This window comes from Hyalangium gracile (genome assembly GCF_020103725.1).
Lineage (GTDB): Bacteria > Myxococcota > Myxococcia > Myxococcales > Myxococcaceae > Hyalangium > Hyalangium gracile.
This window is the reverse complement of record NZ_JAHXBG010000023.1, coordinates 147,247-161,719: the sequence shown is the minus strand read 5'-3', so window position 1 is coordinate 161,719 and position 14,473 is coordinate 147,247. Positions and strand designations below refer to the sequence as shown.

The window sequence follows — 14,473 nt, the reverse complement described above, 5'->3', positions numbered from 1 at the left end:
AAGGAAATGGAACAGATGCTGTTTCGACGGGCTGTCTATGCAAATTGTGCGAAGAAGGCTTCCGCCCATGCAGGAACCTCAGAGACATTTTCCAGGCGAATCCACTCGATCGGGACCAACCTGCCAGCATGGCCCAGCTCCTCAAACGTTGGTGAAAATTCATCGCCCACACCGCTGCTCCGCCAGCCCCCGGCGAGCCGGTTGGGACTTGTCCTTTCGAGATAGGCATAGCCTGCAATGGGCTTATTGAACCATCTGAAGCGGACGACGAGAGCGTCGTTGAAGACATGCCAGTTGTACATCTCTGCGCTCGGAGAGTGATTACCGCCATAACAATAAACAAACCGCAATTTGCCGCGCACAAATCGAGCATATGCCATGGAGCCAATGGCAGGGTTGTTCCAGACTCCTTCGAGCGTACGCAGGTAGCTGGATTCAGCTGTTCGTGCGTTGGAGGTATGTTCCGCGGTCAGCATCTCCATCATGCGGCGCATGTGCCCCGCCTGTGCCGAGAACTCCGTCCTCAGCGACTCCAATTCAGTAGACATTCTTGAGAGGGCCTCGTCGCTCGGAGACGCCGGGCTGGACCGCCGAGTCTTCTTGAAGTTCTCTATGGCCACCTTGAGTTGCGTGCAGACCGGCCCCATTGCCGCCTGCAGATTGCCATCCGCTCGGCGCCGATAATGGGCCACTGGGGCTCCCGCCAGGTTCGCGGGCAGTTCGAGGCGCTCATCCGTACAGTGAACGAGGTACGTACGCTCACGGCCCAGGGTGCCTGTGAAGAACCCAAGCTCCAGGAGCACGTTGTCCCGTGCGTTATGGGGGCCGCCCCGCGCGTGGACGAGATCATCCGCGCTCAGGACCAGGACTGCGAGATCCACATCCTTGCCCGCGCGAGCCAGACCCTCCATGGACCCTTCAGGAAGTCCAAAACCTTCTTGAGACCAGATCGTGCACTCGGCATAGGTATCCAGCCCGAGTTGAATGAACTCAGCGGCTGGCAGTCCCTTCGACGAAGCGCCGATGAAGACGCGCGGCCTGCTCGTCGCGCTCTCCGGGTTCTCCGCGCGGCCTGGAACGCCTGACGTGGAACGATTCCGAGGCTCAAAGGGCCGGGTCCGCACCAGCGCGAGGGCAAACGCAGCAGCCGTGTGACAGGCGTACAGCGTCCAGGAAGGATCGCGCTTGAGCCCAACGATGTCGCTGACTCCCCGAATGGAGACAGTAGGGACGTGGCGTCCGTATGTGGCTCGATAGACCCCTGCGGATTCCATCTCGACCGCCAGCACCTGACGGGCCATCTTCGTCCAGACCGTCAGGGCCTCTGTGTCTTTCATGAGGCGATCGCTTGAGGCAATGGCTCCGGCCAGGACCGTCGGGTGGGTGCGTCCGGCCTGCCGCGCAAGCGAGCCGCGTACCCGGTCACGCCAACTCTCGTCGCCGTAGAGAGTTGCCTCCGAGATGTTGGTTTCAGGCCGTCGAGCGATGATCGACTGCTCCGTATTCCATCCCTGAAGTTCGGCTCTGAGCGCTGGAATGTTCGCAACGAGCACGGCGGCCTTCATGTCCACGGGGCCGCCAGCCAAAGCATACTCAGGTTTGCGTTCCTGGATCACGGCCTCGACGCTGAAGTCATGGACTCGGGTCGAGACAATGACATCACCGAGGCTGAACTCGTCAGAGGGGATACCTCCTGCGATGCCCACCACGAGCAACCAACGGGGAGCCAGCTCTTCCAAGAGGTCGTGCGCTGCAGACTGGGCCTCACCGTTGCCCTGCTCAATGCAACGCAAGACGGCAATCAGGTAGGAGTCTCCCCCAGGAAAGTCGACCTGGCGGAGGTTGTAATGCCTTCGTCCTGAGACCCGGCCAACAGAGGGAAAGCGGGCAAGCACCGCCTCGAACTCATCCTCACGTATCGTGATGATCCCGAAATCGACCTTACCTTTGACCTCGTTCAGTTGCACCGCTCGGCCTCCAGGTGCGCCAGCATAGCCCGTTGAAAAGAAGAAGGGCCCAGAGCCCTTGAGGTCTCCCTCGGGATTCCGAGCCCTTCACTCACGGGGCCTGCAGGACAGGGGCCCGCGGCCTGTGCGCTCCCTCCGCGCGACTACTTCTTCTTGATGGTGGGGCCGCATGTGCACCCGGTGTGCCCCTCCAGCGGGGATTAGGACGGGACGAGGCGGGACGGGGCGGGAGAACGATCCGACGTGAGATCGAGGCGTTAGCCGGTAACAGCACGACCTGCTTGGAGTTTTGCTTCCGCCTTGCTGCGGGTTCGATTCCCGCCGCCTCCACATCGCATCTCCTGGAAAGGACTCAGCTTTCTGGGAGACTGTAGCAAGGGATGTAGCAAGGCCCCGGGCACCATCAGGTGCTTCGGGGCTTTCTTTTTCAGCCGAGGCCGCGAGGGGCAGCCGGACGAGCTGGCCGCGCTCATGGCGCTGGACCTTGAGCTTGGCCACCTCGGCGCAGAGAGCCTCCCACGGGAACGTGGTGTAGAGGTCGATGGCGCTGCCGCTCTTGCGCGGCGTGTGCGTGCAGAGTTCGAGGATGTCCTTCCGGGCACCATCCGTGCGAGCCAGGGAGATCATCGTCCGGCGCAGGTCATGACCACGCCGGTGCCGCAGGCCCAGCACCTCCAAGTCCTTCACCAGCCGCTTGTAGGAGTGGTGGTCCGTCCGCATCCGGCCGTGTTCCACCCGGGGCCCCCGGTTCGTGGGCCGGGGCATAGGCACCACGAGATCCTCAGGCGTCGGGGCACGGCCCATCATCTCGGGCCAGCCCTTCAGCTTCCACTCCGCCAGGATCGCCGCCAGCGTGGGATGCACGGGCATGTACCGGGTCCGCTTCGTCTTGGTGTGACCCTTGTCTGTCCGCTATGCCCCGTCTGGACAACGCGAGGGACACACCTGCCATGCCGATGAAATGATGCGGAAGGAGGAACTGACTCTCTAGCAGGCGGCCCATTGAGTATTTGCAGGCCCCGGGTGCAGAGCGCGTCCGACAGTGCCAGCTCGGACCGGTGGCGCGCCAGGACGGCAGCCATGGTCGCCAGGAGTTCTCCCCCAGGTCAGAGGGTCGGCACGCTTCCGCGCAGAGGCCCCGTGACGGGGGACAGCCGTAGGGTTGACATTCTACCAGACGCACGCGACGCTCAGGTAGAATGTCGACCCAAAACGATTCACCGTCCAGAGGCTCCCTGCTCCAGGGAACGCTCGACCTCCTCATCCTCCGCATCCTGGCCCTGGGCGCCCACCACGGGCACGGCATCGCGATGGCGATCCAGGCCCGGTCCGGGGATACGCTCCTCGTCGACCACGGGTCGCTCTACCCCGCCCTGCAGCGCCTGGAGAGCCGTGGGTGGATCAGCGGCACCTGGGGAATCTCGGACAACGGCCGCCGCGCGCGCTTCTACTCCCTCACGGCCGCGGGCCGGCGGCAGTTCGCCATTGAGCGCGGGCGATGGGACCGCCTCGTGGAGTCCATCGCCCGTGTCATGGAACCAAACCCTACGCCGGAGAAAGCCTGATGTTCGGCCGCCGCTCCCAGAGAGACTTCCAAGACGAGATCCGCGCTCACCTCGAGCTCGAGACGGAGCGGCTGCGCGCACAGGGGCTCTCCCCCCAGGAGGCCGAGAGGGTGGCGCGACGCAACTTCGGCAATGTCGGAAACGTGGAGGACCGGTTCCGCGACGCGCAGCCCTTCGCATGGGTCCAGGGCCTCGGTCGCGACCTGCTCCACGCGTGTCGGGCGCTGCTTCGCACCCCGGGGTTCCTCGTCACCGCCGTTGGCACCCTCGCGCTGGCGATCGGCGCGGTCGCCGGGATGTTCAACGTCGTCAACACGGTCCTGCTGCAACCGCTCCCCTTCCAGGACCCGGACCGGCTGGTCTCCGTCTCTGGCACCGCTCCGGGCTCGGATCTCCCTGAGCGCTTCGACCTCGGAACGGAGTTCTACCTTCATTACAAGGAGCACTCGAAGCTCATCGAGGGCCTCTGCATCGTCGACACGGGCACCTCGACGCTGCGCACCGACAGCCGCGTCGAGCGCATTGAGATGGCGTGGCCGACCAACGACCTCTACCCGCTGCTCGGCCTGCGCCCGCAGCTCGGGCGCCTGCCCGTCCCGGAGGATGGCGACAACGCCGTGCTCATCAGCGACCAGCTGTGGAGCGGTTGGTTCGGACGCGATCCCTCGGTCATCGGGAAGTCGTACTTCGTCTCGGATGGGATGAAGCAGATCATCGGTGTCATGCCGCCGGAGTTCCACTTCCCGCGCGATGACACGAAGCTCTGGGTCTCCTCCTCCATCCGAGTCGAACAGGTGCGCCCCGGCCAGTTCGGCTCCTTCGTGCTTGCCCGCATGAAGCAAGGCGTGACCCGGGAGCAGCTCGCCCTGGAGCTGACCGGGCTCTCCAAGGAGCTCCCCGCGCGCTTCGGCGCTCCTCCCAGCTACGCCCGTCTGATCGAAAAGCACAGCGCGGTGGTGGAGCCGTTGCTGGACCGCATGGTGGGCCGCACGGCGCGGACCTCGCTGTGGTTGCTGCTGGGTGCTGTCTTCGTCGTGCTCCTCATCGCCTGCGCCAACGTCGCCAACCTGTTCCTCGTGCGCGCCGAGGGCCGAGGCCGCGACATGGCGGTCCGCCGCGCCCTCGGCGCCTCGCGGGCGCAGCTCGTCCGGCTCCAGCTCGCGGAAGCGTTGATGGTGGCGGCACCCGCGGGCGTCCTCGCCGTGTTTCTCAGCGCGGTGACACTGCCCCTCTTCCTTCGCGCGGCGCCCCAGGGGATTCCGAGGCTCGCCGCCGCCGCGGGCCTGGATCTCGCGACGGTCGCCGCCACGTTCGGGTTCGTCCTGCTCGCCGTGCTCATCTCTGGCGCCGTCCCCGCGCTGCGCGCATCGTCTCCCGACCTCACGAACATGCGTGACGGGGGCCGCGGAGTCACGGGCCGCCGTTACTGGATTCGCAACCTGCTGGTGGTTGGACAGACCGCGCTCGCGCTGGTGCTGCTCATCTGCGCCGCGCTGCTGGTCCAAAGCTTCCAGCGGCTGCGCAACGTGGACCCCGGCTACGACACCGCCGACATCTACACCTTCCAGTTCGCGCCCGAGCAGCAGCACCTCACCGACGGCCCCTCTTGGGGGCGGCTGCACGTCGGCTTCATGGAGCGGCTGCGCGCGCTCCCCGGTGTGACGGCGGTCGGTATCGTCAACAACATTCCGCTCGACGAAGGAACGAGCGCGGGGCGCTTCCTCTCTGACGCCATGTCCGAGGAGGGAGGCGGCACGCTGCTCGACCAGAATTTCACCGCGGGGGATTACTTTCGCGTGATGGGGATCGCGCTGCTGCAAGGGCGCGCGTTCACGGATGACGAAGCGTTCACCCCGAACAACAACATCATCGTCAGCCGTTCTGCGGCCACCCGGCTCTGGCCCCACGCGAGTCCCCTGGGCCAGCGCCTCCGTCGCGTCAGCCGGGATAACACCGTCGTCCCCTTTACCGTGGTCGGTGTGGTGGAGGACGTGAAGCAGGATGACTGGCGCGAGGCCGGGGAGGCGGTCGTCTACTACCCGCTCACCGGTCCGACGCCGAGTTCTTGGAGGATGAGTTCGCCAGCGTACGTCCTCAAGTCGGCGCGCGCCGAGACGCTGCAGCGCGAGGTGCGCGAGCTGGTACACCAGATTGCCCCTGAGGCGCCGGTGTACCGCGAGTACACGATGGAGTTCCTGGCGCGACGGTCCACGATGGAATTGTCGTTCACGATGTTGACGCTCGGCGTGATGTCCGCGCTCGCGTTGATTCTCGGCGCGGTAGGACTCTACGGGGTGCTGTCGTACGTCGTTGCCGCGCGGACGCGCGAGATCGGCGTGCGCATGGCCCTCGGCGCGACACCGGGGAGCGTGCGCAGACAGGTGGTGTCACAGGGGACGCGGGTGGTGCTCCTCGGCGTGGTCCTCGGCATCGCCGTGGCCCTGACATCCACGCGCTTCCTCGGCGCGCTGCTCTATGAGGTCCAGGCGCTGGACCCGATCGTGTTCGCCCTGATGTCGGTCATGATGACCGCCATCGGGATGCTCGCGAGCTACATGCCCGCGCGACGGGCGAGCAGCGTCGATCCGATCGTGTCGTTGAGCCGCGACTGAGCGCCCCCCCGCCAAAGGTCCGTCCCGGGGTCCGCCACGAGGGCTCGGTTCACCTGCTGAGCCCCTGGGGTTGCCCCCGGCGAGTGCGCACAAGCGGCTGGGCTGGGCAGGCGTGTGTCTGCTGGAGATGAAAGGCTTCTAACGGCAGGAAGTGCTCGACGTCCTGCGGTTGGACTGAACCGCCGCGCATGGTGTCGTCCAGCAAAGGACGATGATCCAGCTGTTTGGGTCATGGACAGCAATGCATTCCATCCTGGATAGTCGGTCCTAATCGCTATCAGGATGAGCAGTCGCCGGTGGATCATTCTCTCTTCCCGCTCGAAGTCCTCTCATCCGCTGCGACTACCTAGCGAGGTTCGCACTCACGACGGGGGACGTTCATGAAAAGAGCGGGTATTCACCTGATGCTGGCGCTCACGGCGGCGCTGCTCGCGGGCTGCAGCGCCTCATCGGGGGACACGGGGACGGCGCGCTTCACGGTCTCCGTCCCCCAATCCCTCTCATCCGACATCACCCGTGTCGTCGTCACCTCGGGCGGTGCGGACATTGCCTCCGTGTCGGTGGAGCTCTTTCCTACCGACGGCGTGTGGGGTGGCATCATCGGCAACATTCCGGCCGGCACCGACCGCACCTTCCTGGCGCAGGCCTTCGACGTCTGGGGCACGTTGCTCTTCGAGGGCTCCGCCTCCGGCGTCACCATCTCCAGCGGTCAGACGACCCTCGTCGCCATCACCCTCCAGCAGCTCAACCCACCGCCGCCCTTCGAGAACGAGGCGCCGCTCATCGACTCCCTGGTGGCCTCCACCACCACCGTGGCGGCGGGTGGCACCATTTCCCTGGTTGCCTCCGCGCACGACCCGAACCCGGGTGACACGCTCACCTACGCGTGGGCGGCGACGGCGGGCTCGTTCTCCTCGAGCTCCGAGCCCTTCACCTCGTGGACGGCGCCGGCCTCCACCGGCATTCAAACGCTCACCCTGGTCGTGACTGACTCCCGGGGCCTATCCTCCAGCGCCCTCTTGGTCGTCAACGTCCAGCCAGAAGGAGCGGGTGAGGCCGAGCTGTCCATCTCCTTCAACAGCGCACCCGAGGTGGCCGCGCTCGATGCCTCACCCACGCAGCTCATCCTCGGACAACCGACGTCGGTGTCCGTCACGGCGTCGGACCCGGATGGGGACAGTCTCTCCTACTCGTGGAGCGCCTCGTGCGCGGGATTCTGGGTCAACGCCTCCTCCAGCACCGCTCAGTTCACGCCCGTGCTCGAGCCCGTGGAGGCCTGCAACAACTGCCGCCTGACGGTCACGGTCTCGGATGGGCGCGGTAGCCACAACATGGGCACCGTCGCCCTGTGCGTCACCAGCACGCCTCCCATCAATCACCTCGAACCCATCATCGTCCGCACCTATCGCTCCTCGGACACAGCGAGCCCGGGCCATGAGTTCTCGTATGAGGTGGTGGCCAGCGACCCGGAGGGCTCCGCGCTCACCTTCTCCTGGGACGCCAATGGCGGCACGTTGGGCACTCCGGCTCAGGTCGGCACCCACAGCCGCGTCACCTGGACGGCCCCCGCCTGTATCCGCTCGGGCACGACCCCGTTCATCAGCGTCACCGTGACGAACGCCTTCGGCCTCACGGCCACCCGGGGCTTCACGGCGTCGGGGCTGCCGGACTGTTCCCTCCAGGGACACTGGGATCCGACCGGTCCCATGAGGGGAGGACCTCGGTGGGGCCACACCGCGACGCTGCTGCCCGATGGCAGGGTGCTGATCACGGGCGGAAGCGCCCAGAAATGGAGCTTCTTCCTCGACTCGACGGAGCTCTACGACCCGGCCACGAACACCTGGAGCGGTGGCGCCCGCATGCACGTGCGCCGCCTCCACCACTCGGCGACACTGCTGCGTGACGGCAGGGTCCTCGTGGCGGGAGGAGAGGGCTTCGAGTTCTATTCCGCGCGGGCGGAGTTGTACGACCCGGCGACCAACACCTGGACCATGACGGGCTCCATGGCCGAGGGGCGCTCCAGGCACCTGGCGACGTTGCTGCCCGACGGCAAGGTGCTCGTCGCGGGTGGAGAGAACATGAGCGGCGGCCTCACGTCGGCGGAGGTGTACGACCCGGCCACGGGCACCTGGAGCCAGGCTGGCCCCATGGCCGAACCCCACTTCGGTACGGCGCCGCTGTTGCCCACGGGCAAGGTGCTCGCCACGGGAGGGACCTCGGCGGAGTTGTATGACCCGGCCACGAGAAGCTGGAGCCCGACCCGTCCTCCGCTCGCGCCCCTCGGTGGCCCGCCGGTGGTGCTGCTCAGTGGCAAGGTGCTCGTCGCGGGTGGCAGGACGGCGCAGTTGTATGACGCGGCCACGGACACCTGGAGCCTGACGGGCGCCCCGCTCGAACCCATTGGCGGCCCGGCGGTGCTGCTGCTCGACGGCAGGGTGCTCGTCGTGGGCGCGGAGCTGTACGAACCGAACTCGGGCACATGGAGCATGGCCAGCCCACCGGCCATCTTTCGTGCTGGCTATACGGTGACGGCGCTGCTCGATGGCAGGGCTCTCGTCGCCGGGACACCTCCCAACACCGAAGAGAACTCGGAGTCGGCGGAGGTCTACACGCCATGAAAAGAGCATCCCTTTGCCCGATGCTGGCGCTCGCGGCGGTCCTGCTGGCAGGGTGCACTTCGTCTGGGGACACCGGAACGGCTCGGTTCGCGGTCGCCGCCCCCCAATCCCTCTCATCCGATATCACCCGAGTCGTCGTCACCTCGGGCGGTGCGGACATTGCCTCCGTGTCGGTGGAGCTCTTTCCTACCGACGGCGTGTGGGGTGGCATCATCGGCAACATTCCGGCCGGCACCGACCGCACCTTCCTGGCGCAGGCCTTCGACGTCTGGGGCACGTTGCTCTTCGAGGGCTCCGCCTCCGGCGTCACCATCTCCAGCGGTCAGACGACCCTCGTCGCCATCACCCTCCAGCAGCTCAACCCACCGCCGCCCTTCGAGAACGAGGCGCCGCTCATCGACTCCCTGGTGGCCTCCACCACCACCGTGGCGGCGGGTGGCACCATTTCCCTGGTTGCCTCCGCGCACGACCCGAACCCGGGTGACACGCTCACCTACGCGTGGGCGGCGACGGCGGGCTCGTTCTCCTCGAGCTCCGAGCCCTTCACCTCGTGGACGGCGCCGGCCTCCACCGGCATTCAAACGCTCACCCTGGTCGTGACTGACTCCCGGGGCCTGTCCTCCAGCGTCCTGCTGGCTATCAACGTTCAGCCAGGGGGCGAGGGTGAGGCCGAGCTGTCCATCTCCTTCAACAGCGCACCCGAGGTGCTACGGATCGAAGCCTCGCCCACCCGGGTGTCCGTCGGGCGGCCGACGTCGGTGTCCGTCACGGCTTCGGACCTGGATGGGGACAGCCTCTCCTACTCCTGGAGCGCCTCGTGCGCGGGCATCTGGGTCAACGCTTCCTCCAGCACCGCCCGGTTCACCCCATCCCTCCAGCCTGCTGCGGCCTGCAACAACTGCCGGCTGACGGTCACGGTCTCGGATGGGCGCGGTAGCCACAACACGGGCACCGTCGCCCTGTGTGTCAGCAACACGCCTCCCATCAATCACCTCGAGCCCGTCATCGTCCGCACCTATCGCTCCTCGGACACAGCGAGCCCGGGCCAGGAGCTCACCTACCAGGTGGAGGCCAGCGACCCGCAGGGCTCCGCGCTCACCTTCTCCTGGGTGACCAACATCGGGGCGCTGGAGCGACCGAACGAGACCGCGACCCGCAGCCGCATCGGCTGGCGGGCCCCCTCCTGCGTCAGCGCAGGCCTGACTCCGACCATCACGGTGACTGTCACCAACGCCTTCAATCTCACGACCACCCGGAGCTTCACGGTGGCGGGGCTGCCGACGTGTTCCACCTCGACGGGCTGGACCTCGACAGGCACCATCATCACGCCGCGCCTGGACCACACGGCGACGTTGCTGCCCAACGGCAAGGTCCTCATCGTGGGAGGGCTGGATATCAGCCTGGGGCCCCGACTCGCGGAGGCGGAGTTGTATGACCCGGTCACGGGCACCTGGAGCGCGACGGGCTCCATGCACGCCTATCGCTACCTCCCCACGGCGACGGTGCTACTCAACGGCAAGGTGCTCGTCTCAGGGGGCGAGATATTGCCCTTCCAGACGGCCTCGGCGGAGCTGTACGACCCGGAGACGGGCACCTGGAGCGTGACGGGCTCCATGCACAGCTTCCGCGCGGGAGACGCGGCGACGCTGCTGCCCGATGGCAGGGTGCTCATCTCGGGGGGAAGCGCGGCGGAGGTGTATGACCCGGAGACGGGCACCTGGAGCCTGACCGGCGCACCGGTCAGCCCGCTCGGCCCCTCGGCGGCGCTGTTGCCCGATGGCACGGTGCTCGCCGTGCAGGGCTCCGTGGCGCAAGTCTACGACCCGGCCTCGAACAGCTGGAGCCTGACGGGCGCTCCGCTCGTACCCGTCAGTGGCCCGGCGGTGCGTCTGCTCGATGGCAGGGTGCTCATCGTGGGGGGCGGCGTGTCGGAGCTGTACGACCCGGCCACGGGTACCTGGAGTCTGACCGGTCCCGTCGTCGAGCCCCGCTCCTGTCATACGGCGACGCTGCTGCTCGACGGCAGGGTGCTCGTCGCGGGCGGGTGCACTGCCACCGATGCGTACTCGGCGGCGGCGGAGCTGTACGACCCGGCCTCGAATACCTGGAGCGCGACCGCCCCCATGTTCTTTCCTCGCGAGGAACATACGGCGACGCGGCTGGCCAACGGCAAGGTGCTCGTCGTGGGGGGATTCGACCCGTACCTCACCCGGATTTCGGAGCTGTACACCCCCTGAAGCCCGGGGACTCGGAGTGGTTCCGAGAGGATCTGGGCGTGCTCCTGGAGCTACTCCGTCAGCGCAAGCTCGTGCCCATCATCGCGGAGAGAATCCCTCTCGAAGAAGCCGCCCGCGCCCACGAGCTGCTCGGCAGGGGCGGGGTGGTAGGCAAGCTCGTCCTGCTGTCTCCGGCTTGAGTGGCTGCGTCACTCGCTCAATCCCATCCGGCGTCTCGAAAGCCTGCGCTCCGGCCGCTTCGACCACGACGAGCCCTTCTCCGGCTGTGAGCCTCGCCAGGCTCACTCCCGGCGGATGAACCGGCCCTGCTGCACGTCGCCGAACGCCCCCTGCAGGAACCGCAGCTCCCGGGTGTTCCCCTGCTTGTCCAGGACGAGGCGCACGAGCAGCCGCGGATTCTCGAGCATGAAGAGCAAGTCCCCGGGGAGGACCGCCTCGAAGACGAGCCCTCCGGCATGCTCCAGGGGGGCGACAATCTTCCGGGGGCCCATGCGCAGCACCAGCTTCCCGCCCTGCTGCTTCACCTGGAAGGCGCCATAGGCCGGGTTGACGAAGGTGCCGCAGAGCTTCGACAGGGCGGCGGGCAGCACGCCCGTTTCCCGGTCCTGTTCCCAGCTTGCCAGGCGCGCGGGCCGGTCATTGGCCGGCAGCAGCCTCGGCCACCGCGCCTGTGCCTGCGCCTCGAGCCCGAGGTAGAGCGCGTAGAAGCGCTCGAAGAGGGCGCCCGCCATGTCCATCCGGGGCTGTGTGTCATCCTCCTGGGGCTCCGGGCCGAGGTTGGTGAGCACCACCATGCCGACCCCGTCATCGGGAATGAGCCCCAGGAACGAGCGCATCCCGGGAGTCCCCCCGTCGTGCCATAGGAGGGGGCGTGGCGCCGCGGAGAGGTAGGCCCACCCGGCGGCATAGAGCACCGCGCTGGCCGGCGGGATGAAGCGGATGGATGTCCTCGGGGTGTGAAGGTACGCCATGCCCGTCTCTCCGAGCACGGGCGTCCCTTCGAATGTGCCCTTCCCCAGGTGGAAGCGCATCCAGCGGGCCATGTCGCTCACCGAGGCGTGGATGGCTCCCGCGGGAGCGTCGACATACAGCGCGTCCGTGTAGCGCCAGTCCTCGGGAATGGGGCAGATCTTCAGCGCGCCCGTCTCGTCTGGAATGAAGGCATGGCCGCTCGCCACGTCACTCATTCCGGCCACCACCCGCGGGTCGGCCGTGCTCCGGGACATCCCGAGTGGCTCGAAGAGCTGACTGGCGAGCGCTTCCGCCCAGGGCTTTTCCGTCTTCTGCTCGATGAGCTTTCCCGCGAGGATGAGGAACTGGTTCTGGTAGGCATAGGCGCCGCGGAAGCTCGCCACGGGCTCCACGTGGCGCAGGGCCCGGAAGACGTCGTCCCGGCCGAAGCCCAGCACGGCCATCAGCCCGAGGCAGCGGTCGGGCAGGCCGCTGCGGTGGGCCACGATGTCCGCGACCTGGAACTCGCGGGTGGCCCACGCGTCCGCCAGGGCGAAGTCGCGCAGGTACCGGCGGACGGGGGCCTCCCACTCCAGTTTGCCCGCTTCCACCAGCAGGGCGAGTTGGGTGGCCGTGAAGCTCTTGGTGATGGAGCCAATCTGGAAGAGCGTGTCCGCGCCTACCGGCTGGGGCTTCAGCTCGGGACAGCGGCCCGTCTCCTCCACCCGCCGGCAGCCCATGCACTCGAGGGCGACCGTCTCGTCCCCCTCGACGAGGGCATAGGCCAGACCCGGCACCTGGAACTCCTCCCGAAGCTCCCTGGCGTCCTTGTTCAGGGTGCTGAGCAGCGCCGGGGAGATGGCGCGAGCACGCGCCCGGGTGGGCCTGCCTCTCCGGGGAGCCGTGGACGGGCGCGGCGCCTCTCTCCGCCCCCGGACTTCCGTTTCCTGCTGGCGAGATCTTCGACTGGCCATGATGCCCTCCGTCACAAAGCTATGCACCCAGAGGCCGCTCGGAGCGGGAAGGCACGCAGCCGGGAGCCTGCCGGGACCAGCGGACGACGGCTCTATGTCCAGTACTCCTCTGGTTCACCTACGGGGATGAGCAGCTACCAGGCCGTGCGTACCTGCCACCCAATTGCGGCAGTCGGTGCGTCTCTCGGCCTTGAGGTGGGCGAGAAAGCGGGCCACGACACTCATGAGTGTCTGGTCATTGGAGCTTCATGACGCCAGAGCCACAGGGCCGTGGCCTGGGTCCCAAGCCCTACCGCCAGGTAGAGCCCATGCAACCAGTGGAAGGAGCGCAGCATCGCCATCTCCGTCACGATCCACACCGTTAGCGAGCTCCCCGCACCGAACGCGAAGACTTCGCTCCACCTGGGGCGCCGGAGAGCCAGTGCGCCTGCCACCAGGTTGGGGATGCCCACTCCCGAGAAGAGCAAGAGCCCCGGCACGAAGAAGTCACGGAACGGGGTGTGTTCGAGCACTGACAGCGGTACCGTGAACCCTGGTGCGCCGCCTTCAGGCCAACCGAACAGCTCGACGCCGCCCCATGAAGCGGTGACGCCGCTCAAGAAGCAGAGTCCTCCGAGTAGACGGCGCATGGTCCGGTGGGCGCGGCCCGGCACCACGGGCGCCGCTTCTGGGCCTGCCAACCCTGATATCGAGACAGCGGACCTCGGAGCGAACGTCAAACCAGGGCGCCTTCCAGTCAGCACGGTCCACCACTCGAGCGAGCCACCGAAAAGCCCCGAGCCAAAGCGGCTCAAGGCGGCCGCAAGGGGCGAGAGCTCGTGAACAGGTGTCACGGGTTCGAAGCGGGTGTGCCCTGGAGTGTTGTCCGGATGTCCCGCGCACACATCGCGCTCTTCACCGCCAACCCGAACCTTGAGCCAGGCGTGACCCCACTTCCAGCGCGGATTGTCGACATCGCGCACCCGGAACGCATGGACCAGCCGAGCCTCCACACCGAGCCGCCGGAGGAGCTGCTGGAGCGCTGGGTTGTACTGCAGACAGAACCCCATTCCCCGCTCGAAAGCCCGGGCCGGGGTGTCCCATGGGTTGCGCAGTGAGTAGGCTGTGAACTTGCGGGCCACCAAGCGCTGGGCGTAGGCCACCAGCTCCCAGCCACGCAGCCCCGTCCGCTCGCACGCCGCGACAGCATCCTCGAGCGTGACGATGCCCCCCATCTCCACCCGCCGGACCCGTGGGCGCAGGAGCAGTCCAGGGAGGCTCAGGCCCCAGGTGCCCAGCCCCGCCACGGCGAGCGTTCCGCCAAGCCAGCGCACGGCCTTCTGCCGTTCCATCTCAGGGCCTCCCAGGTTCTTCGTGGCCTGCCGACGGTGCCACTTCAGCCCATCGGAAAAGTGGAACCCCACGATGGGGAGGACAAGGTCCTGGGGATATCACGCAGCGCCCGGCGCCATCAGAGCCCGGCGTGCTGGGCGCCGAGCCTCTCCTTGATGTAACCAATACAGGAGTCAAGCGTCGTGAGGCGCCCGCAGTCGTCCTCGGGGATGGTGAG

Annotated in this window: 7 protein-coding genes and 1 pseudogene; 5 read left to right on the top strand and 3 right to left on the bottom strand. The window is 67.1% G+C overall.

The genetic code is table 11. The features are described from left to right. Positions 1–35 precede the first annotated feature (35 nt). Positions 36–1,967, bottom strand: coding sequence for a TIR domain-containing protein (locus tag KY572_RS35625; RefSeq protein WP_224248150.1), 1,932 nt, complete (start codon positions 1,965–1,967; stop codon positions 36–38). Positions 1,968–3,166: 1,199 nt separating this feature from the next. Here KY572_RS35625 and KY572_RS35620 point away from each other — a divergent pair. The 5 genes and pseudogenes from KY572_RS35620 to KY572_RS35600 form a co-directional block, all read left to right on the top strand. Next, positions 3,167–3,532 (top strand): PadR family transcriptional regulator, encoded by a 366-nt coding sequence (locus tag KY572_RS35620; protein ID WP_224248149.1) that lies wholly within the window; start codon positions 3,167–3,169, stop codon positions 3,530–3,532. Then, on the top strand, positions 3,532–6,144 hold the full coding sequence (locus tag KY572_RS35615; RefSeq protein WP_224248148.1) for an ABC transporter permease: 2,613 nt from the start codon (positions 3,532–3,534) through the stop codon (positions 6,142–6,144). The genes KY572_RS35620 and KY572_RS35615 overlap by 1 nt, the downstream gene beginning before the upstream one ends. Positions 6,145–6,524: 380 nt before the next feature. Next, the gene (locus KY572_RS35610) at positions 6,525–8,762 is read left to right on the top strand and encodes a Kelch repeat-containing protein (RefSeq protein ID WP_224248147.1); all 2,238 of its coding nucleotides are present in this window, start codon (positions 6,525–6,527) and stop codon (positions 8,760–8,762) included. Further along, positions 8,759–10,999 (top strand): Kelch repeat-containing protein, encoded by a 2,241-nt coding sequence (locus tag KY572_RS35605; RefSeq protein WP_224248146.1) that lies wholly within the window; start codon positions 8,759–8,761, stop codon positions 10,997–10,999. Before KY572_RS35610 ends, KY572_RS35605 begins: the two co-directional genes overlap by 4 nt. Then, positions 10,948–11,178: pseudogene (locus KY572_RS35600) on the top strand (zinc-binding dehydrogenase); the annotation flags it as partial. The gene KY572_RS35605 and the pseudogene KY572_RS35600, both read left to right, overlap by 52 nt. A 102-nt stretch (positions 11,179–11,280) precedes the next feature. On the opposite strand, the gene KY572_RS35595 reads toward KY572_RS35600, so the two are convergent. Next, positions 11,281–12,924: a serine hydrolase gene (locus KY572_RS35595; protein ID WP_224248145.1), complete on the bottom strand. Its 1,644-nt coding sequence runs from the start codon at positions 12,922–12,924 to the stop codon at positions 11,281–11,283. A 221-nt stretch (positions 12,925–13,145) separates the two neighbouring features. Next, positions 13,146–14,255: a transglutaminase-like domain-containing protein gene (locus KY572_RS35590; protein WP_224248144.1), complete on the bottom strand. Its 1,110-nt coding sequence runs from the start codon at positions 14,253–14,255 to the stop codon at positions 13,146–13,148. Positions 14,256–14,473 lie beyond the last annotated feature (218 nt).